Annotated in this window: 16 protein-coding genes, 2 rRNA genes and 1 riboswitch; of the genes, 8 read left to right on the forward strand and 10 right to left on the reverse strand. The window is 66.2% G+C overall.

From position 1 onward, the window contains the following. Positions 1-158: 158 nt before the first annotated feature. Positions 159-1,007: an ammonia-dependent NAD(+) synthetase gene (gene nadE / locus CFB81_RS26480; RefSeq protein ID WP_089437024.1), complete on the forward strand. Its 849-nt coding sequence runs from the start codon at positions 159-161 to the stop codon at positions 1,005-1,007. Positions 1,008-1,082: 75 nt separating this feature from the next. Here nadE and CFB81_RS26485 read toward each other — a convergent pair whose 3' ends face one another. From CFB81_RS26485 to CFB81_RS26495, 3 genes are all read right to left on the reverse strand, one after another. Next, positions 1,083-2,759, reverse strand: coding sequence for a S10 family peptidase (locus CFB81_RS26485; protein ID WP_089437025.1), 1,677 nt, complete (start codon positions 2,757-2,759; stop codon positions 1,083-1,085). Positions 2,760-2,832: 73 nt separating this feature from the next. Then, complete coding sequence (locus CFB81_RS26490; protein WP_089437026.1) at positions 2,833-4,422, reverse strand: protease pro-enzyme activation domain-containing protein; 1,590 nt, start codon at positions 4,420-4,422, stop codon at positions 2,833-2,835. A gap of 304 nt (positions 4,423-4,726) precedes the next feature. Next, positions 4,727-5,347 carry a LysE family translocator gene (locus CFB81_RS26495; RefSeq protein ID WP_089437027.1) on the reverse strand — a complete coding sequence of 207 codons (621 nt, stop codon included), beginning with the start codon at positions 5,345-5,347 and terminating at the stop codon, positions 4,727-4,729. A gap of 134 nt (positions 5,348-5,481) precedes the next feature. Between CFB81_RS26495 and CFB81_RS26500 the strand changes: the two genes are divergently transcribed. After that, a complete protein-coding gene (locus tag CFB81_RS26500; RefSeq protein WP_069620864.1) occupies positions 5,482-5,946 on the forward strand; it encodes an Lrp/AsnC family transcriptional regulator in 465 nt (154 codons plus the stop codon). Positions 5,947-6,009: 63 nt separating this feature from the next. Here the strand turns inward: CFB81_RS26500 and CFB81_RS26505 are convergent, their stop codons facing one another. Further along, positions 6,010-6,927 carry a LysR family transcriptional regulator gene (locus tag CFB81_RS26505; RefSeq protein WP_176730255.1) on the reverse strand — a complete coding sequence of 306 codons (918 nt, stop codon included), beginning with the start codon at positions 6,925-6,927 and terminating at the stop codon, positions 6,010-6,012. Positions 6,928-7,061: 134 nt separating this feature from the next. On the opposite strand from CFB81_RS26505, the gene speB reads away from it, so the two are divergent. Together speB and CFB81_RS26515 are read left to right on the forward strand one after the other, a co-directional pair. After that, positions 7,062-8,018 carry an agmatinase gene (gene speB / locus CFB81_RS26510; RefSeq protein WP_050016317.1) on the forward strand — a complete coding sequence of 319 codons (957 nt, stop codon included), beginning with the start codon at positions 7,062-7,064 and terminating at the stop codon, positions 8,016-8,018. A 60-nt stretch (positions 8,019-8,078) separates the two neighbouring features. Next, complete coding sequence (locus CFB81_RS26515) at positions 8,079-9,404, forward strand: MFS transporter (RefSeq protein WP_069620863.1); 1,326 nt, start codon at positions 8,079-8,081, stop codon at positions 9,402-9,404. 120 nt (positions 9,405-9,524) lie between these two features. On the opposite strand, the gene metE is transcribed toward CFB81_RS26515, so the two are convergent. Continuing rightward, a complete protein-coding gene (gene metE, locus CFB81_RS26520; RefSeq protein ID WP_089437028.1) occupies positions 9,525-11,819 on the reverse strand; it encodes a 5-methyltetrahydropteroyltriglutamate--homocysteine S-methyltransferase in 2,295 nt (764 codons plus the stop codon). Positions 11,820-11,947: 128 nt separating this feature from the next. Here metE and CFB81_RS26525 point away from each other — a divergent pair, with 128 nt between their 5' ends. Next, on the forward strand, positions 11,948-12,856 hold the full coding sequence (locus CFB81_RS26525) for a LysR family transcriptional regulator (RefSeq protein WP_069620861.1): 909 nt from the start codon (positions 11,948-11,950) through the stop codon (positions 12,854-12,856). 22 nt (positions 12,857-12,878) lie between these two features. Here CFB81_RS26525 and CFB81_RS26530 read toward each other — a convergent pair whose 3' ends face one another. Next, a complete protein-coding gene (locus tag CFB81_RS26530; RefSeq protein ID WP_089437029.1) occupies positions 12,879-13,601 on the reverse strand; it encodes a CbtA family protein in 723 nt (240 codons plus the stop codon). Between the two features lie 13 nt (positions 13,602-13,614). Continuing rightward, positions 13,615-13,824, reverse strand: coding sequence for a CbtB-domain containing protein (locus CFB81_RS26535; RefSeq protein WP_034175140.1), 210 nt, complete (start codon positions 13,822-13,824; stop codon positions 13,615-13,617). 32 nt (positions 13,825-13,856) lie between these two features. Beyond that, a riboswitch (cobalamin riboswitch) is annotated at positions 13,857-14,000 on the reverse strand. 46 nt (positions 14,001-14,046) lie between these two features. On the opposite strand from CFB81_RS26535, the gene CFB81_RS26540 reads away from it, so the two are divergent. The 3 genes from CFB81_RS26540 (at position 14,047) to CFB81_RS26550 (ending at position 17,436) form a co-directional block, all read left to right on the forward strand. Beyond that, the gene (locus CFB81_RS26540) at positions 14,047-14,637 is read left to right on the forward strand and encodes a histidine phosphatase family protein (RefSeq protein WP_089437030.1); all 591 of its coding nucleotides are present in this window, start codon (positions 14,047-14,049) and stop codon (positions 14,635-14,637) included. 165 nt (positions 14,638-14,802) lie between these two features. Continuing rightward, on the forward strand, positions 14,803-16,395 hold the full coding sequence (locus CFB81_RS26545) for an inorganic phosphate transporter (protein ID WP_089437031.1): 1,593 nt from the start codon (positions 14,803-14,805) through the stop codon (positions 16,393-16,395). Positions 16,396-16,692: 297 nt separating this feature from the next. Next, entirely contained in the window at positions 16,693-17,436 is a 744-nt protein-coding gene (locus tag CFB81_RS26550; protein ID WP_089437032.1) for a 2OG-Fe(II) oxygenase, read from the forward strand. Between the two features lie 257 nt (positions 17,437-17,693). Here the strand turns inward: CFB81_RS26550 and CFB81_RS26555 are convergent, their stop codons facing one another. The 3 genes from CFB81_RS26555 to CFB81_RS26565 all read right to left on the reverse strand — a co-directional run. Then, on the reverse strand, positions 17,694-19,118 hold the full coding sequence (locus CFB81_RS26555; protein ID WP_089437033.1) for a DHA2 family efflux MFS transporter permease subunit: 1,425 nt from the start codon (positions 19,116-19,118) through the stop codon (positions 17,694-17,696). A 551-nt stretch (positions 19,119-19,669) separates the two neighbouring features. Beyond that, positions 19,670-19,782, reverse strand: a 5S ribosomal RNA gene (gene rrf, locus CFB81_RS26560). A gap of 115 nt (positions 19,783-19,897) precedes the next feature. Next, positions 19,898-20,008 (reverse strand): 23S ribosomal RNA (locus CFB81_RS26565); the annotation flags it as partial.

Raw genomic sequence — 20,008 nt, forward strand, 5'->3', positions numbered from 1 at the left:
GCGGCACTCCCGCACCCGTCCGGCGCACCGCGCACCACGGCGATGCGCCGCGTCTCGCCGATGCAACGCGAAACCGCCGGATCGCCGGCCCGGCGCGGCGGCGCGCCGCGATTGCGCTTATGATGAGCGCCTTGCATTTCGTCCCGGAACTTCCCGTCATGACATCCGCCGATTACGCCAGCCGCCAACGCGCGATCATTGCCGAACTGAACGTCGCCCCGCACTTCGACGCCGAGGCCGAAATCGACCGCCGCGTCGATTTCCTCGCGCAATACCTTCGCTCGACTGGCCTGCGGACCTACGTGCTCGGCATCAGCGGCGGCGTCGATTCGTCGACGGCCGGCCGGCTGGCACAGCTCGCGGTCGAACAGCTGCGCGCCGGTGGCTACGACGCACGTTTCATCGCGATGCGCTTGCCGAACGGCGTGCAGAACGACGAAGAGGATGCACAGCGCGCGCTCGCGTTCGTGCGCGCGGACGAGGTATTGACGGTCGACGTGAAGCCGGCCGCCGATGCGATGCTCCGTTCGCTGGTCGCGTCCGGCCACGCATTCGACACTCCCGCGCAGCAGGATTTCGTGCACGGCAACATCAAGGCGCGCGAGCGCATGATCGCGCAGTACGCGGTGGCCGGCGCGCGGCGCGGCATCGTGATCGGCACCGATCACGCGGCCGAATCGCTGATGGGCTTCTTCACGAAGTTCGGCGACGGCGGCGCGGACATCCTGCCGCTCGCGGGCCTGAGCAAGCGTCGCGTGCGCGGGGTCGCACGCGCGCTCGGCGGCGAGGAACTGATCGTGATGAAGGTGCCGACCGCCGACCTCGAGGAGCTGCGCCCGCTGCGCCCCGACGAGCACGCGTATGGCGTGACCTACGACGAGATCGACGATTTCCTCGAAGGCAAGCCGGTCGCCGACCGCGTCTACGAAACGGTGCTGCGCTTCTACGACGGCTCGCGCCACAAGCGCGCACTGCCGTACACGATGTTCGACTGGCCGGCTGCATAAGCCGGCCGCCCCGCTACCGGCATATCGCCGCGCGCTCCGTCAGGGCTGCGCGCGGCACATCGGCGCCGGGCAACGCTATGCGTTCCCGCCCGTCTTCTTCGCCTGCAGCGCACGAATCCTCAGCCGCGCGCCCGTATCGCTGACCGTCGCGTCGTACATCGTCGCGAGATCGCGCTTGAGCGCGGTGCGCGAGCCGCCGTCGAGATACACCATGTGCCCCGACGGATAGAACCGCGCGGACAGGTTCTGCCGCACCTTCTGGTCCTCCAGCGGCATCTGCTGCAGATCGATCACGGTCTGGTAGAACGGCGTGACGAAGTCGTAGAGGCCGTTCGCCGACAGCACCTTCAGGTCGACGTTCAGCGCCATCACCGCGGCGAGGTCGCCGGCCGTGTAGAGGATCACGTTCCCCTGCGCATCGATGCCCTGCTGCGCGCCGGTCGGGTCGATGTGACTGAAATCCCAGTTCTTGAAGGCCTGGTCGTTCAGGTCCGTGAACGCCGAGTTCGACGTGAACTTCAACTGCTCGTTCAGGTAGCTGTTCCACATCGCCGTATAGACGCCCGTCACGGCCGTCATCGTCGGATCGTTGCCGCCCGAATTCGGGTCGATCTTGCCGGCGATGCCCGACGAGATCCCGGTCACGCGGCCGTCGTACGAACCGAGCGCGAGCCCCTGCGCATGCAGCAGCGTCGTCAGGAACAGCGAGTTGCCGCGCGTGTCGTAGCCGGCGATGTCGAGTCTCCACGATTGCAGTGTCGCCGTATCGATGCCCGTGTATGCCGACAGTTTCTGCACGGTGGCCGGGTTTGCATGCGGCACCGCGCGCAGCGCGCTCAGGTAGTCGGTGCGCGCGAACTGCGCGACTTCCTCGACGAACGCGCCGAGATCGCTCGGCGCCGGCTTGATGCCGAGCTTCTTGTGATACCACGCGTCGGCCGCGGCGGTCGGCAACGCGCCCACCGGGTTGCCGGCCTGCCGGTAATCGAGGATCGACGATTGCAGCGTGACGCCGTTCAGGTCGACGCCGTCCTCGTGCAGCTTGTATGCGAGCACGCAGCTGCGCGCGGTGCCGTACGATTCGCCGAACAGGTATTTCGGCGAATTCCACCGGTTGTTCTTCGTCAGATAGCGCTTGATGAACTGCTTCAGCGAATCCGCATCCTGGTCGACGCCCCAGAAGTCGCGGTTCTTGTTCGGCGCGACGGCCGCCGAATAGCCGGTGCCGACCGGGTTGATGAACACCAGGTCGCTGTGGTCGATCATGCTGTCCGGGTTGTCTTCGATCTGGTACGGCGCGGGCGGCGTGAAACCCGGCATCGACGTCTTGATGCGCTTCGGCGCGAACGAGCCGAGCAGCACGAACACCGACGACGAACCGGGCCCGCCGTTATAGAAGAACGTCACGGGCCGTGTTTCCTCCTTCGCGCCGTCGGCCGTGAACGCAACGTAGAAGATCTTCGCGGCTGGCTGCGAACTGCTCGGATCGACCGTCACGAGGTGGCCGACCGTCGCCGTGTACGCGATGCGCTTCCCGTCGATCAGGATCGTGTGATGCGTGATCGCGGCCGCCTCGGTCGTGTCCGTCACCGAGTCGTCGGGGCCGTTGCCGTACGCGACCGGATCGAAGAACGGCTGGTCGCGGCCGTGGCTCAGCGCGACCGGATTGATGGTCGGCGGCACGCCATGCGAATTGTGATCGCCGTGATGCAGCGGATACACGCCGCCGGAAGATGCGGAATCGATGCCCATCGTGCTGCTCCTGGAGGTGAAAAAAGACGCGGGCAGACCACCCGCGTCGAACGGAAAGGCGTGCGCCGGCGCGTCAGCTCGACGGCTTGCGCGCGAGGATCGTGGCGAGTTGCGCACCGTTCGGGCTGCCGAGGCCGGTGCACGCGTCCCAGCCGGACGCGGCCGCATACGTGCCGTTCGATCCTTTCGTGATGTCGCGCAGCGCGCCCGGATGCTTGTACAGCATCGGATTGATCCAGCCGGCCGACGCGCCGGCCGCCGCATTGATTCGCGCGATCAGCGCGGCCCACAGCGGTGCGACCGCGCTGGTGCCGCCCATCACGGCCGGCGTGCCGGCGACCGACACTTCGTAACCCGTCTGCGGCGACGCGTCGCCGGCCACGTCCGGCACGCCGCGCTTGGCGAGCGGCGTGGTGGTGCCGTCGGCGCGTGCGACCTTCAACCCCTGCTGCCATGCCGGCAGGTCGAACAGCGAACTGACGCCGCCGCCGCCCGCCCCGCCGCCGGCCGCCTCGTCGTTCCACGTGACCTCGCTGCGGATGCCCTGCCCGGGCAGCGCGTCGAGTTGCGTGCCGCCGCAGCCGAGCACGTACGGGCTCGACGCGGGGAAATCGACGTGATCGGCGCCATCCTGCAGCCCGTCGCCCGAGCCGCTGTCGCCCGACGCCGCGCAGACGGTGATGCCCTGCGCGGCAGCCGCCTGCAGCACGCGGTTGAACGCGTGCGCCGACTGCGCCTGCCAGATCGCTTCCGGGCCGCCCCAGCTGATCGAGATCACGGAAGGCCGGTTGGTCTTGTCGGTGACGGCCGCGTTGACGGCCTGGATGAAGCCCGCGTCGCTGTTCGGTGCGAAGTAGATCGCGATCTTCGCGGCCGGTGCGATCGCGCCGGCGATCTCGATGTCGAGCGCGACTTCGCCGTCCGGGCCGTTCGGCTCGCCGGTCGGCGCATTGCGGCCGGTGCCGACGTTCACGTCGACGAGCGTCGGCGGCGTCGTGATCCCGAGCCCGCGGAAATACTGCTGGATGTCGGCCGCGCGATAGCCGCCGCCGAGTTCGACGATCGCGATGCATTGCCCTGCGCCGTCGCCGGGCGGAAAGTCGTACAGCGACGCCAGCTGGATCGGCGTGAACGTGACGGCCGCCGCGCCGCGCGCCGGCTTGAACGGCGGACGGAAGCGGAAGTGCGGCCGCGCCTGCGGCCGGCTGTCGAGGCCGAGCACGGCCGTCACCGCATCGCCGAGCTCGTCGGGCAGCGCGATCGGGCCCGAACGGCCGCGATACTGGCCGATCGACCGATGCTCGAAACGCTCGAGCTTCACGCTGAACGCGGCTTCGAACTGCGCGATCGTGCCGGACAGCACGACGACGCTTTCGACCGGGTCGACGCGATCGACCGTCAGTTGATGACGGTGTGCGAAGTCCTCGGTCTTGCGGATGTCGTCGGGATTGGCGGAGAAACGCTGCGCGAACGTGTCGCGCGACAGCGGTTTCGCGCCGGCGTCGCCGGTGGCGAGCTGGTGGACCAATGCATCGAGTTGCCCTTCTTCCTGCCGCCGCAACATGATCGTGACGTGGATGCGTTCTGCCGGATCGCACCGGCCGAGACACTTGGACTCGGCGACGATACGGGGTTCACGGTCGGCTTGAAGATGCCTTGCCATGTTCAGACCCTCCTTGGTACCGCGTTGCACGGAACAGCCAGGAAATCGGACATAGCCCGCGGAAGACGGTTCCGTTCGGTCAGTCGACTCGCGACGGCGCGTTTGCGACGGCGCGTTTGCGACGGCGCGTTTGCGATCGCGAAGCTAGAGGAAGTTTAGAACAGTCAGACGATTTGCGCGCACGCCCTTCTGCGGCAACGCGCACGCGCGAAGGCCGGCATCGCGCGCGGCCTGTGTCGATTCGCGCATGGCGTGCCCGCGCGGCCTACCTACCCGCGCGGCGGCCATGCAGCGGCGCTCAGTCTCAGTCCATCGACAACCGCAGCGCGAAACCGATCAAGGCAGCGGAAAAGGTCCAGCGTTGCACCGTCTGCGCGAGCGGATGCGCGCGCATCCACGCCGCGATGCGCGACGCGCCGAACACGCACGCGAGGTCGAAGCACACGCCGGTCGCCACCAGCAGCGCGCCGAGCTCGAACATCTGCCAGACGACCGGCCCGGCCTCGGGCCGCGCGAACTGCGGCAGCAGCACCGAGCAGAACAGCAGCGCCTTCGGGTTCAGCAGGTTGGTCAGCAGCCCCTTCACGAACGATTGCCGCAACGCTCCCGCCGCCGCGTCGCCGTCGCCGAGCGCGAACACCGGCGAGCGGAACACCTGGATCGCGACATACGCGAGATAGACCGCGCCGCCGTAGCGGATCACCTCGTACAGCCACGGCGCGCTGCGGATCAGCGCCGCGACGCCGCACGCCGACAGCGTCACGTGCGCGGTGCGCGCGAGCGACAGGCCGGCCACCGCCGCCATTCCCGGGCGCACGCCGCGGCCGATGCTGGTCTGCAGCACGAGCGCCATGTCGGGCCCGGGCACCGCGTAAATGGCCGCGAGCGCGGCGAGATAAATCAACACCAAATGCGTGGAAATCATGGTCTGCCCCCGTCCTTCAATGACGATATGTTGCCGCTGAAGGCAGAGGGATTATTGGCCAACTTTGGCTCGGGAATGGCGATTCATAGGGGAATCCGCCACAATCATGGAATCACGACAAGGATTCCGCCAATATGACCGACCTCGATAAAACCGACCGCGCGATCCTCGCCGCGGTGCAACGCGACGGCCGCCTGCCGATCGCGCGGCTCGCCGAATCCGTCGGCCTGTCCGAGACGCCTTGCGCGCGGCGCCTGAAACGTCTCGAAAACGACGGCTACATCGCGCGCTATCGCGCGCAGCTGTCGCGCCAGGCGCTCGGCTTCGGCGTGGTCGCGTTCGTGCTCGTGCGGTTCGCGACGCACGACCGCAAGGTCGCCGACAGGTTCGAACGGGAAGTGCTCGGCATCGAGCGAATCCTTGCGTGCCACAACGTCGCGGGCACGGCCGACTACCTGCTGCAGGTGGTCGCGCGCGATCTCGACGACTACGGCACGTTCCTGCGGGATTCGCTGCGGATGCTGCCGGGCGTCACGTCGATCGAATCGGCGCTGTCGCTGCGCGAGGTGAAGCACGACGCCGGGTTGCCGGTGCCCTGATGCACGCCGGGCCGGCAAGCCACCCGCGCGCAACGCTCGTTCACGGTGTCGGCCGCGCAGGCGTCACACCACGTCGGGCGCCTGATGCGCGCGTTCGAGATCCTCGAGAAACGCTTCGACGACCGGATCGCCACGCCCGTCGCGCGCCACGACCATGTGGAACGTGACCTCGTAGCGCAGTCGATCGGGATTGAGCGGCGCGAGCAGCCCCTGCGCGACATACGGCGCCGCGAAGTGCTGCGGCAGGTAGCCGAGGTGATGGCCGGACAGGATCAGCAGCGCGACGGCCTCCATGTTGTCCGCGGTCGCGGTCACGCGATCGGGCGTCGTCGACATCTGCGCCTCCGGCAACGGATACGAGCGCCAGGCCCACTCGAAGCCGGCGACGTCGGCCGGTGTCAGCGTGCCGGCGCGATCGAACAGCGGATGGCCGCGGCCGCAGTACGCGACCTGCCGCTCGATGAACAGCGGCGTGTAGTGCAGCGTCGGCACGCGATGCCAGAAATAGCCGACCGCGATCTGGATCTCGTTGCTCAGCAGCTTTTCCTCGAGATCGCCGGGCGCGCGCACCGAGATCGAGAAGCGCACGGCCTCGTCGCGCGTGCGAAACGCGGCGATCGCTTCGGCGATCCGCGCGTTCTGGCTGACCGGCGTATGACCGATCAGGCCGATGTTCAACGTGCCGACCAGTTGGCGATCCATGTGCCGCGCGGCCATCCCGAATTCGTCGAGCGCCGCGAGCAGCTTGCGGCTCATCGCATGGAACCGCTCGCCCTTCGGCGTGAGCCGGAAGCCGCTGCGGCCGCGCTCGCAGAGCCGGTAGCCGAGCCGCGTCTCGAGCGACGACAGCTGCGCGCTGATCGTCGACTGGCCGACGTTCAGCATCGCCTGCGCGGCCGACACGCCGCCCGCGTCCGTGACCGCGAGAAACACGCGGATCAACCGCAGATCGAGGGTCGACAGGTTCCCCAGCACGTTCATCCCCTTCCATACATCGATGAAGATCGATGTTTACGTCGATATCTTCGCATTCTTCTTTCCCGGCGGAGCGCGTAAAACTGTGCGCCAGGCCGCGTCGCATGATACGGCAACCCCACACCGGAAGAGACGACCCCATGAACGACCCCATCCATTTCCAGCCGCTCGGCGGCAATGAAATGCCGCGCTCCGGCGGCATCGCGACGATGATGCGCCTGCCGCACGTGTCGAGCGCCGAAGGCCTCGACGCGTGTTTCGTCGGCGTGCCGTTCGATCTCGGCACGTCCAACCGCACCGGCGCGCGCTTCGGCCCGCGCCAGATCCGCACCGAATCCGTGCTGCTGCGCCCGTACAACATGGCCACGCGCGCGGCACCCTTCGATTCGCTGCAGATCGCCGACATCGGCGACGTCGCGATCAACCCGTACAACCTGCACGATTCGATCGCCCGCATCGAGGCCGCGTACGACGCGATTCTCGAGCACGACTGCAAGCCGATCACGCTCGGCGGCGACCATACGATCGCGCTGCCGATCCTGCGCGCGATCCACCGCAAGCACGGCAAGGTTGCATTGATCCACGTCGATGCACACGCCGACGTGAACGACACGATGATGGGCGAAAAGATCGCGCACGGCACGCCGTTCCGCCGCGCGGTCGAGGAAGGGCTGCTGCACGGCGACAAGGTCACGCAGATCGGCCTGCGCGGCACCGGCTACGCGGCCGAGGATTTCGACTGGTGCCGCGAGCAGGGCTTCCGCGTGGTCCAGGCCGAGGAATGCTGGAACAAGTCGCTCGCGCCGCTGATGGAAGAAGTGCGCGCACGCATCGGCGACACGCCCGTCTACATCACGTTCGACATCGACGGCATCGATCCGGCCTACGCACCGGGCACCGGCACGCCGGAAATCGCGGGCCTCACGGTGCCGCAGGCGCTCGAGATCATCCGCGGCGCGAAGGGGCTGAACATCGTCGGCTGCGATCTCGTCGAAGTCGCGCCGCCGTACGACCCGTTCGGCACCACGGCGCTGCTCGGCGCGAACCTCGCGTACGAGCTGCTGTGCGTGCTGCCGGGCGTCGCTTATCGCGACTGACGACCGATCCCGCCACACGACCCATTCCAGATCAGAGGATTCCAGAGGAGCACATAACAGATGGGGACTTCCGTCAAGCAACCGAAGCGGGCGGCGCTCGCTTCGTTCGTCGGCACGACGATCGAGTGGTACGACTTCTATAGTTATGCGACCGCCGCCGCCATCGTGTTCGGGCCGCTGTTCTTTCCCGGCGAAAACCGCTTCATCAGCCTGCTCGCGTCGTTCGGCTCGTTCGCGGTGGGCTTTTTCGCGCGGCCGCTCGGCGGCGTGATGTTCGGCTATCTCGGCGACCGCTTCGGCCGCAAGCGGTCGCTGCTCGCGACGCTGATGCTGATGGCTGTGTCGACGGTCGCGATCGGTCTGCTGCCCACGCATGCGCAAGCCGGCGTGATCGCACCGATCCTGCTCGTGCTGATGCGCGTGCTGCAAGGCATCGCGGTCGGCGGCGAATGGGGCGGCGCGGTGCTGCTGGCCGGCGAGCATGCGCCCGAAGGCAAGCGCACGTTCTTCGCGTCGTTCGCGCAGCTGGGCAGCGCGAGCGGCCTGATCCTGTCGATGCTCGCGTTCGGCGCGATCAGCACGCTGTCGAAGGACGACATGATGAGCTGGGGCTGGCGCGTGCCGTTCCTCGCGAGCTCGGTGCTGCTGATCGTCGGCTTCGTGATCCGCGCGAGCGTGTCGGAATCGCCCGAGTTCGAGGAAGTCAGGAAGAGCGGCAACATCGCGCAAAAACCGCTGCGCGAAGCGCTCAAGGTCTGGCCGCTGCTGCTGCTCGCGATCGGCGCGAACGTGTACGGGATCGCCGGCGTGTATTTCAGCAACATCTTCATGATCAGCTACGCGACCCAGTTCCTGTCGCTCGACCGGTCGATGGTGCTGCATTGCATGACCATCGTCGCGGTGCTGCAGTTCGTCGTGCAGCTCGCGGCCGCGTTCCTCGCGCAGCGCTTCGGCACCACGCGCGTGCTGCTGATCACCGGCGCATGGGCGATGATCGTCCCGTTCGTGATGTTGCCGCTCGTGCACCTGGGCACGCCGGTGTCGATCACGGTCGGCGTCGGCCTCGCGACGCTCGCTGAATCGGGCTACTACTCGGTCGTCGCGGGCTTCGTCAGCGGCATCTTCGTCGCACGAATCCGCTATACGGCGATCTCGATCGCGTACCAGGTGTGCGGCGCGCTCGCCGGTGGTCTCACGCCGCTCGTCGCGACCATCATCGCGCAGAACACCGCGCCGCAATGGTGGCCGCTCGCGCTCCAGTACACGAGCGCCGCCATGCTGTCGTCGCTGTGCGTGTGGCTGATCTCGCGCCGCGTCGGCATCGACGATGCGGGCGCGCCCGGCAAGGCGGACGACGCGCTGCCGCGCGGCACGCGCACCGCGTAGCGCCTGTCGCAAAGGCATGCATGACGCAAAACGACCCGCTTCCGCGGGTCGTTTTTTTCCATCCGATCGACGATCGACGATCGTCGATCGCGACGGCACCGCACGGCGTTCGCTGCGTGGTTACCGCACCTCGCTGCGCAGCGTCTTCGCGGCGGCGACCATGTTCGTCAGTGCCGGAATCACTTCCGCCCACTGACGCGTCTTCAGCCCACAGTCCGGGTTCACCCACAGACGTTCCGCCGGAATCCGCTCGGCCGCCTTCTTCATCAGCCCGACGATATGATCCTGCGTCGGGATGTTCGGCGAGTGGATGTCGTACACGCCCGGGCCGATTTCGTTCGGATACTTGAAGGTGTCGAACGCATCGAGCAGCTCCATGTCGGAGCGCGACGTCTCGATCGTGATCACGTCCGCGTCCATGTCGGCGATCGACGCGATGATGTCGTTGAACTCCGAATAGCACATGTGCGTGTGGATCTGCGTATCGTCCTGCACGCCGTTCGCGGTGATGCGGAACGACTCGACCGCCCACTTCAGGTAGTCGCTCCATTGCGCGCGGCGCAGCGGCAGCCCTTCGCGCAGCGCCGCTTCGTCGATCTGGATCACGCGCACGCCGGCCTTCTCGAGATCGAGCACTTCGTCGCGGATCGCCAGCGCAAGCTGGTAGCACGATACCGAGCGCGGCTGGTCGTCGCGCACGAACGACCAGTTCAGGATCGTCACGGGGCCGGTCAGCATGCCCTTCATCGGTTTGTCCGTCAGCGACTGCGCATAGGCGATCCATTCGACCGTCATCGCCTTCGGGCGGCTGATGTCGCCGAACAGGATCGGCGGCTTCACGCAGCGCGAACCGTACGACTGCACCCAGCCGAACTGGCTGAATGCATAGCCGTCGAGCTGCTCGCCGAAGTATTCGACCATGTCGTTGCGCTCGGCTTCGCCGTGCACGAGCACGTCGAGTTCGAGCGATTCCTGTTCGCGCACGCTGCGTTCGATCTCGGCCTGCATCGCCGCGCGATAGCCGGCTTCGTCCAGCGCGCCGGCCTTGAACCGGCCGCGCGCCTGGCGGATTTCGGCGGTTTGCGGGAACGAGCCGATCGTCGTCGTCGGGAACGCCGGCAGGTTCAGGCGCGCCGACTGCTTCGATGCACGCTGCGTATACGGGCTCGCGCGGTTGCCGAGCTGCGCGTCGATGCGCGCGAGCGCGGCCTTCACCGCCGGGTTGTTCACGCGCGGCGAGCGGCGGCGCGAATCGATCGCGGCGGCATTCGCGGCGAGCACATCGGCCACCTTGTCCCGGCCTTCGTTCAGCGCGGTCGCGAGCACCTTCAGCTCGTCGAGCTTCTGCAGCGCGAACGCGAGCCACGAGCGGATTTCCGCGTCGAGCGTCTCCTCGCTCGCGAGATCGACCGGCACGTGCAGCAGCGAGCATGACGGCGCGAGCCACAGCCGGTCGCCCAGTTGCTTCGCAAGCGGCTCGAGCCAGTCGAGCGCGGCGTTCAGGTCGGTCTTCCAGACGTTGCGGCCGTTGATCGCGCCGACCGACAGCACGCGATCGCTCGGCAGCTCGCGCACCAGCGCGTCGATTTCGTCGCGTGCGTTGATCGCGTCGATATGCAGGCCGTCGACCGGCAGCGACGCCGCGAGCGCCAGGTTGTCCTGAAGCTGGCCGAAGTACGTGGCGAGCAGCAGCTTGATGCGGCGCGTTTCCAGCGCCTCATACGCGGTGCGGAATGCATCGCGCCATTCGGCGTCGAGCTCGGTCACGAGGATCGGCTCGTCGATCTGTACCCATTCGACGCCCTGCGCGGTCAGCGTGTCGAGCAGCGCGCCGTACACCGGCAGCAGCTTCGGCAGCAGCGCGAGGCGATCGAAATCGTCCTTCGCCTTGCCGAGCCACAGGTACGTGACGGGGCCGAGCATCACCGGCTTTGCGCGCACGCCCTGTGCGTTCGCTTCGGCGAGCTGCTGGAGCAGACGCGACGGATCGAGCGAGAAGTTCGTGTCCGCATGGAACTCCGGCACGATGTAGTGGTAGTTCGTGTCGAACCACTTCGTCATTTCACCGGCCGCCACCCCGCCGCAGCATGCCGCATGCTCTTCCGTCGACTGCGCCGAACGGCCGCGCGCGACGCGGAAAGCGTTGTCGAGCGCATCGCCGTGGAAATCCTGCACGCGCTTCGGCAGGTTGCCAAGCGTGAAGCTCATGTCGAGCACCTGGTCGTAGAACGCGAAGTCGCCGATCGGCGCGAGATCGAGATCGCGCTGGTCGTGCCAATGACGCCGGCGTAACTCGGCGCCAAGCGCCTTCAGTTCGTCGCGCGACGATTCGCCCTTCCAGTAGCGTTCGAGACCGAACTTGAGTTCGCGCTTCGCGCCGATGCGCGGAAAACCGAGGTTGTGTGTCGTGACCATGAAGCTGCCGTCCAGAGAAAAAATGAAGATCCGGCAGCCATCATAGGGATTTCAAACCATGAAATAAAATGGCATTATTTCATTCATCCATTAACATTTTTCATGCATCGATGGGATGCACGCGATCCATGCTCGAACGATTCCATCTCGTCGTCATTCGTGAAGTCGAGCGCCAGGGCTCGCTGACCGCGGCGGCCAACGCGCTGCACCTCACGCAATCGGCACTCAGCCATACCGTCAGGAAAATCGAACAGCAGCTCGGCACACCGATCTGGGACCGGGAAGGCCGCGGCCTGCGGCTCACGCAGGGCGGCCAGTATCTGCTGAAGCTGGCGAACCGCCTGCTGCCGCAGTTCGAGCTCGCCGAGGAACGGATGAAGCAGTACGCGAAGGGCGAGCGCGGCACGCTGCGCATCGGGATGGAGTGCCACCCGTGCTACCAGTGGCTGCTGAAGGTCGTGTCGCCGTACCTGTCGCGCTGGCCCGACGTCGACGTGGACGTGAAGCAGCGCTTCCAGTTCGGCGGCATCGGCGCGCTGTTCGGTTACGACATCGACGTGCTCGTGACGCCCGATCCGCTGAACAAGCCGGGGCTGCGCTTCGATCCGGTGTTCGACTACGAACAGGTGCTGGTGGTCGCGGATTCGCACCGGTTCGCGAACGTCGACTACGTGACGCCCGAGCAACTGACCGACGAGATCCTGATCACGTACCCGGTCGAAACCGACCGGCTCGACATCTACAACCAGTTCCTGACGCCAGCCGGCATCGTGCCGCGGCGGCACAAGTCGATCGAGACGACCGACATCATGTTGCAGATGGTCGCGAGCGGGCGCGGCGTAGCCGCGCTGCCGCGGTGGCTTGCCGACGAGTATGCGGACCGGATGCCCGTCGTGCCGGTCAAGCTCGGCAAGAACGGCATCGCGAAGCAGATCTTCCTCGGCATCCGCGAGGCGGACGCAGCAATCGACTATCTGGCCGCGTTCGTCGCGCTGGCGCGCGAGTCGACCTGGAGCGCGCCGCGCATGCTGCGCTAGGCGCGCCCGGTTGCCCTGCGCGTCAGGCGGCGCGCATGCCGGCGCGTTCGCCGCGCTCGACCCACGCGCCGAACAGCAGGCCGATCGTCGTCCACATGATCACCTGCATGCCGATGGCCGCCACGCGGAACTTCCACAGCAAGGCCGCCGGGAAATCGGTGGGCAGCTCGCTGACCGACGGCAGCCCGATCTGCACGGCCGCGATGATCGCAACGAACACGAGCCCGGCGACGATCGATGCGTTCCACTGGCCGAGCTTCGCCAGCAGATGGCGGCGCACGCTGACCGAGAACACCATCGTCGCGACCGAGATCGCGATCATCAGGAAGAACAGCCCCGTGCGATAGCCAATCGTGTCGGGGTCGCCGACCGACGGCGGATTGGCCGGGTACTTGAGGCTCGGCACGATCACGAGCGCGACGAACGCCGCCAGCGCGAGCCACGCGGCCAGCGGCCGTGCCGGCAGGCGGCTGCCGCGTCCGTACGCATACGCGAAGACCAGCGAGAACAGCCCGCCGAATGCCGCGCCGTAGGTCACGACGGCCGTCAGCAGCCCGAGGCCGGCCTGCGTATGGCGGCTGACCAGTTCGGGTTCCGGCGCCTCGCCTTGAGCGGCGGCGGTTTTTTCTTCGAGGGAGATTGCCTGATCGACTTGCGGTTCGCCGACGATCCTGGCGAAACCGAACGTGAGGAGGCCCGCGGCGATGCCTGCGAGCATCCCGCGCATGAGCAGCTTTCCGACCATCGTAGGCTCCGCGTCAGTGGCAGGGAAAGCCGAGCAGATGGCGGCCGTCGTGGACGAATTCGTGGACGACCATGCCCGGCACGAGCGACGTCGCGCCCTGTTCCGCACCGACGAAATACAGGGCGAGCAGCAGGATCAGGCCGACGAACACGGCCCACGGCAACAGCTCACGGACGGGGATGGGTGCCGGCACGACCGCCGGCTTCAGCACTGCTTCGCTCATGGATGCACCTCAGGGGAATCGCGCCCCGACAAATGATGGATGGGTACGAAGGCAGGTCTGGCTTCCGGGATCGTCGATTCCCCGGTTACAGTGGCGCGACCGCGCCGGAATTGCACCGGCTTCCGCGCTTCGTATCGGGCGAATTGTACGCGCGAACGTTCGCGTATTGAAGCGATGACACACGAGTCGGCGCGGCCCGTTCCGGATCATCCGACAACCGACATGACCATGCCTGCCTCGCTCCGCCTGATCGCACACGCATCGACCCGCGCGATGCGCACCGGCACGTTTCCCGACGACGACCTGCTCGACGCACACGCGCTCGCCGAAGCCGCTGCGCTGCGCGGCCGGTGGGCGGGTGCTGCCGGCTCGCTCGTGCTGTGCAGCCCGGCACGCTGCGCAACGCAGACCGCCGAAGCGCTCGGGCTGCACGCCGACATCAACGATGCGCTACGCGACATCGACTACGGCGACTGGCGCGGCAAACGGCTGCACGATCTCGCGCGCGACCTGCCCGACGAACTTGCTGCGTGGATCGGCACGCCGTCCGCGTCGCCGCATCGCGGCGAATCGTTCGACGCCGCCGCGCATCGGGTCGGCAGATGGTTGAGCACGCTGCCGACCGATCGCGATGTCGTCGCGATCACGCATGCGCCGATCGTCCGCGCGGCCATCGCGCACGTGCGGCGGACGAGCCTCGAGGCGGCCGCGCGTGTCGACGTCGCGCCGCTGTCGTGCACGACATTCGTCGCATCGTCGGCCGGCTGGACGTTGGCCGAGACGGGCAATGACCCGCGCGACGCCAGCGCGTAGGCCACTGTGCTGTTCACTATGTGAGCGAACGATGCGCGCCGACGCGTCGCATGCCACCGCTCGCCTTACACCTCTGTAAGACACACCGTTCGTCGTCCCGACTGTCATCAAACTGACTGCTAGCCGCAGCTAGGATTGGACGCGGTTCCCTCACGAGATGCCGTCATGAATCAACCTGCTTCATCCGCCCCGAACGATCCGGGTTCCGTCGCACGCACCCGGCAGATCGGCTATGCCGCGTTCCTGCTGGTGCTCGTACTCGGCGCCGTCTATATCGCCACGCACCTGGTCGATGATCTGGCGCCGGTCCGCGAAGGGACGCTGTTCCCGTACCTGCTGCTCGGCGCCGCGCTGCTGATCGCGCTCGGCTTCGAATTCGTCAACGGCTTCCACGACACCGCGAATGCGGTCGCGACCGTGATCTATACGCACTCGCTGACGCCGAACGTCGCGGTGATCTGGTCGGGCATGTGGAACTTCCTCGGCGTGATGGTCTCGAGCGGCGCCGTCGCGTTCGGCATCCTGCAATTGCTGCCGGTCGAGCTGATCCTGCAGGTCGGCAGCGGCTCGGGCTTCGCGATGGTGTTCGCGCTGCTGATCGCCGCGATCGTCTGGAACCTCGCGACCTGGTATTTCGGGTTGCCGTCGTCGAGCTCGCATACGCTGATCGGGTCGATCATCGGCGTCGGGCTGATGAACCAGCTGCTGCACGGGCCGTCCGGCACGAGCGGCGTCGACTGGGGCCAGGCGCTCGGCGTCGGCAAGTCGCTGCTGTTCTCGCCGATCGTCGGCTTCCTGTGTGCGTCGCTGCTGCTGCTCGTGCTGAAGGCCGCCGTGCGGATTCCTGAGCTGTACAAGGAGCCGCCGAAGGATCAGCCGCCGCCGTTCTGGATTCGCTGCCTGCTGATCCTCACCTGCACCGGCGTGTCGTTCGCACACGGGTCGAACGACGGGCAGAAAGGGATGGGCCTCATCATGCTGATCCTGATCGGCACGGTGCCCACCGCGTATGCGCTGAACAAGGCCGTCACGCCCGCCGAATCGCAGACCTTCGTGGCCGTCGCGAACCAGGCGGCTGCGACGTTCGGGAAGTATACGAACGGCGTCGCGCCGTCCGCGAACCCGCGCGCCGATGTCGAACACTACGTGCAGCATCGCGAACTGACGCCCGCCGTGCTGCCGGCCGTCGCGCAGTTGTCCACGTCGCTCGCAACCGCCGTGGGTGCGTCCGGCTCGATGGCGGCCGTGCCGCAGCGCGATGTCGACAACGTCCGCAACACGATGTATCTAGTGTCCGAAGCCATTCGTCTGATGGAGAAGTCGGGCCAGCCCGCGTTCGCCGCCGACGACAAGCTCGCGATCGACAACTATCGCAAGCAGCTCGACCACGCGACGAAGTTCATTCCGACATGGGTGAAGGTCGCCGTCGCGATCGCGCTGGGCCTTGGCACGATGGTCGGCTGGAAGCGGATCGTCGTGACCGTCGGCGAAAAAATCGGCAAGCAGCATCTGACGTACGGACAGGGCGCATCGGCCGAACTGGTCGCGATGCTGACGATCGGCGCCGCCGACATGTACGGGCTGCCCGTGTCGACGACTCACGTGCTGTCGTCGGGTGTCGCAGGCACGATGGCGGCGAACGGCTCCGGGCTGCAATGGAGTACGGTGCGCAGCCTCGTCCTCGCATGGGTGCTGACGCTGCCGGCGTCGATCGCGCTGGCGGCAGGGCTTTACTGGTTGTTCCGGTCGCTGGCCTGATCGTGTATGCGGCGGGTGGCGGGCGATAGCCGGCTACCCGCCGCGGCAGGCTGGATCTGGCGCTTCGCTGCTTCTCTGCTTCTCCGCCGCTCTGCCTCTCTGCTCCGGCCCGTCGCCACATTCAGTGTGTCGACGCCGCGCCTTCGACGTTTCCCCGTTTCCTGGCCGGAATTGAAGCGCAAGATCTGGAACGTACCGGCGCCCGGACGCCGCTAGACTGGGTTCATCAGCTTTCATCGTGGATTCGACCGTGCGCGACCGCACGGCGCCACACTGCCGATGCCCTGAGGTACGCCCGTGAACATTCTCGATCTGCAACCTGCCGTCGAACCGGTGAACATCGCGCAACGCGTCGACTCCCTCGACTGGCCGGGCGTCGCTGCCGAACTCGATCGCTACGGATGCGCGCGCGTGCCGGGCCTGATGTCGGCAAGCGAGTGCGATGCGCTCGCGTCGCTCTATCCGCGCGACGCGCTTTATCGTTCACAAGTCGTGATGGCGCGGCACGGCTTTGGTCGCGGCGAGTACAAGTATTTCGCGTATCCGCTGCCTGCGATCATCGCCGAGCTGCGCACGACGATCTACCCGCATCTCGCGCCGATCGCGAATCGCTGGAATCAGGCGCTCGGGATCGATGTCCGTTATCCAAAAGACCATCCGATGTTCCTCCGTCGCTGCCACGCGGCGGGACAGACGCGACCGACGCCGCTGATCCTGCAATACGGCGCCGACGACTACAACTGCCTCCACCAAGACCTGTATGGCGAGCACGTGTTTCCGCTGCAGGTCGCAATTCTGCTATCGGTGCCGGGCCGCGATTTCAGTGGCGGGGAGTTCGTGTTGACGGAGCAGCGACCCCGCATGCAGTCGCGTGCGGAAGTGGTGCCGCTGACGCAAGGCGACGCAGTGATCTTCGCGGTACACGGCCGGCCCGTGCAGGGAACGCGTGGCGTCTATCGCGTCAACCTGCGCCACGGCGTGAGCCGGATCCGAAGCGGCCATCGTCACACGGTCGGCATCATCTTCCATGACGCGCAGTAGCGGGAGCCGGGACAGCTGCGCTGCTGCCGCGCCGCTTATCGCGCCTCGCATTCAGCTCGTCCCGGGCATCGCAGGTCATCGTTAGGAAAGCGTTCCGGACGAGCATTGTGGGCCAGAACGCCGCTCCCCCGCGGCGATTGAGAACCGATTGCGCAGACCGTCAAGGGATCGCGGTCGCAATGAATCAGCGCTGCCGGTGAGCACGGCAAAACATGCGCACTCACCTGTCGCCCCACCAATATGATTTGCGGTCCGGCCTATCCTCGCGCCACGCTGGCCCGCAGTCGGTCGCCGGCATCGAGAGCCAGCCGCGCGTAGCCCGGCAACGTCAGCAGCGCGAGCACGCCGGCCGCGACGAACGCCCAGCGGAAATCGTCGAGCACGTAATGCATGCCGGCCGCATCGCCGCGCACCCATGCCGCGAGCCGCAGCGACAATGCACCGAACGCGATCCCCATCCCGATCGTCATCTGCTGCGCGGCGCTCCACAGCGTGCTGGCCGCGCTCGTCTGCTGAGCCGGGATATCCGCATAAGCCAGCGTCGCGAGCGTGGTGAACTGCATCGACCGCGTAAGCCCGTAGACGAATACGACGAACAACGTGATCGCCAGCGGCGTCGACGCGGTCAGCCAGCCGCATGCGATCGTGAAGACGCCGACGATCGTCACGTCAACGAGCGCAACGCGCCGAAAACCATAACGGTCGAGGATCCACGACGTGCCCGCCTTCATCCCGAGATTGCCGAGCGCGCTCGCGAGCAGCAGCAGCCCTGACTGGAACGGCGACAGCCCGAAACCGATCTGGAACAGCAGCGGCAGCAGATACGGGACGGCGTTGATCGCCATCCGCGTGATCGAGCCGGTGACTACCGTCACCGAAAACGTCGGCACCTTCAGCGTCGTGAAATCGAGCAGCGGATGCGCGCAGCGTCGCGCATGCAACCATGCGGCGATGCCGAACAACACGCTTGCGCCCAACAGGACAGCCGCGCGCATGAAGTCGACATCCTGCTGGCCGGCCGCTTCGGTGCCGATCAGCAGGCAGGTCAAGGCGCCGCCGGCCAGCACGAAGCCGACCCAGTCGAGCGGCCGTTGCTCGTCGGCCCGCGTATTCCGGACAATCAGCCAGGTACAAACCAGCGCGGCCACGCCGAACGGGACGTTCAACAGGAAGATCCATCGCCACGATGCATAGGTCGTGATGAAGCCGCCGATCGGCGGCCCGACGACGGGCGCGACGATGCCCGGCCACGTGATCGTCGCGATCGCACGCATCAGCTTCGCCTTCTCGGTACTGCGCACGACGATCATCCGCCCGACCGGCACCATCATCGCCCCGCCGACACCCTGCAGCAGCCGGGCAGCCGTGAACGAGATCACGCCTTCGGAGAGCCCGCACAGCACCGACGCGCCGGTAAAGACGACGATCGCACTCGCGAAGACGGTGCGCGAACCATAGCGATCCGCGATCCAGCCGCTGATAGGAATAAACACCGCCAGCGCCAGCATATAGGCCGTCATCCCGAGGCTCAGCGCATTCGGCCCGACGTCGAACGAGCGCGCCATTTGGGGCAGCGCGGTCGCGATCACTGTCGTGTCGAGATACTCCATGAAGAACGTCGCGGCGACGAGATACGGCAAGAAGTCGGTCGTCCGACCACCTTGGGCGGGGCTGTCAGTCATGAACGATGCGGGAGACGGAATGCAAAAAGCGCCGATCGCCGGTGGATGCGGGCAAGCACCCGGGAATCGGGACGAACGATGATATTACCCCGAAGGGCTTGCTCCCCGCTCTGCCGTGCCTGTTGCGCGAATAAACTTTATGCGCATAGATTTTTGTGATGATTTCGCGCTGCATTCGCCGAGTGACGCATATGACACGGTGCTCGAGAACGCGCAGGTGCGGATATTTCTCGCCAAAAAGCCGTATTTATTGATCATTGTCGATCAATATCGCTCATCACCGATCATCACAACATCGTCATGCGAAGTATGGCGTTGGCCGGAATCGGTCTGAAGATGGACGGCTCTGGTTGGCGGGAGGAGCGAGAGATCCAGACGACACAATCGCGGAGGGGCTCAAGAACGGCAGAGCGCTGAATGAGGAGATCGGCGCTGCGATGGATTGCGTAAGCGGAAAGCGGAGTAGCCTCGGAACGCTTCGCCACATGCTTTTTTGGACGCCGAAATGCAAAAACCCCCGCCTGTTCGGGCGGGGGTTTCTGGCTTAGGGAGCCTGACGATTACCTACTTTCACACGGGAATCCGCACTATCATCGGCGTGGAGTCGTTTCACGGTCCTGTTCGGGATGGGAAGGGGTGGGACCGACTCGCTATGGTCATCAGGCAAAGGGGGTTGTTGCGTTGCTTCGCAGCGCAACCAATCTTGGAAGAAGCAGTAATCTTGAGTTGTGTGTATCACACACGAGAATCCACAAGTCCTGTTAAGGCAGACTTGTTATAGGATCAAGCCTTACGGGCAATTAGTATCAGTTAGCTGAACGCATTACTGCGCTTACACACCTGACCTATCAACGTCCTGGTCTCGAACGACCCTTCAAGGGGATCTAGTC

The organism is Burkholderia sp. AU28863, assembly GCF_002223195.1.
GTDB lineage: Bacteria > Pseudomonadota > Gammaproteobacteria > Burkholderiales > Burkholderiaceae > Burkholderia > Burkholderia sola.

Excerpts from the sequence above, each read along its gene's own strand:
- CFB81_RS26540 (WP_089437030.1), top strand. The coding sequence starts at position 14,047 with ATGACCATGCCTGCCTCGCTCCGCCTGATCGCACACGCATCGACCCGC.
- nadE (WP_089437024.1), top strand. The coding sequence starts at position 159 with ATGACATCCGCCGATTACGCCAGCCGCCAACGCGCGATCATTGCCGAA.
- CFB81_RS26530 (WP_089437029.1), bottom strand. The coding sequence starts at position 13,601 with ATGGTCGGAAAGCTGCTCATGCGCGGGATGCTCGCAGGCATCGCCGCG.
- CFB81_RS26545 (WP_089437031.1), top strand. The coding sequence starts at position 14,803 with ATGAATCAACCTGCTTCATCCGCCCCGAACGATCCGGGTTCCGTCGCA.
- metE (WP_089437028.1), bottom strand. The coding sequence starts at position 11,819 with ATGGTCACGACACACAACCTCGGTTTTCCGCGCATCGGCGCGAAGCGC.
- CFB81_RS26535 (WP_034175140.1), bottom strand. The coding sequence starts at position 13,824 with ATGAGCGAAGCAGTGCTGAAGCCGGCGGTCGTGCCGGCACCCATCCCC.
- CFB81_RS26495 (WP_089437027.1), bottom strand. The coding sequence starts at position 5,347 with ATGATTTCCACGCATTTGGTGTTGATTTATCTCGCCGCGCTCGCGGCC.
- CFB81_RS26525 (WP_069620861.1), top strand. The coding sequence starts at position 11,948 with ATGCTCGAACGATTCCATCTCGTCGTCATTCGTGAAGTCGAGCGCCAG.
- CFB81_RS26485 (WP_089437025.1), bottom strand. The coding sequence starts at position 2,759 with ATGGGCATCGATTCCGCATCTTCCGGCGGCGTGTATCCGCTGCATCAC.
- CFB81_RS26490 (WP_089437026.1), bottom strand. The coding sequence starts at position 4,422 with ATGGCAAGGCATCTTCAAGCCGACCGTGAACCCCGTATCGTCGCCGAG.
- CFB81_RS26555 (WP_089437033.1), bottom strand. The coding sequence starts at position 19,118 with ATGACTGACAGCCCCGCCCAAGGTGGTCGGACGACCGACTTCTTGCCG.
- CFB81_RS26505 (WP_176730255.1), bottom strand. The coding sequence starts at position 6,927 with ATGAACGTGCTGGGGAACCTGTCGACCCTCGATCTGCGGTTGATCCGC.
- CFB81_RS26515 (WP_069620863.1), top strand. The coding sequence starts at position 8,079 with ATGGGGACTTCCGTCAAGCAACCGAAGCGGGCGGCGCTCGCTTCGTTC.
- speB (WP_050016317.1), top strand. The coding sequence starts at position 7,062 with ATGAACGACCCCATCCATTTCCAGCCGCTCGGCGGCAATGAAATGCCG.
- CFB81_RS26500 (WP_069620864.1), top strand. The coding sequence starts at position 5,482 with ATGACCGACCTCGATAAAACCGACCGCGCGATCCTCGCCGCGGTGCAA.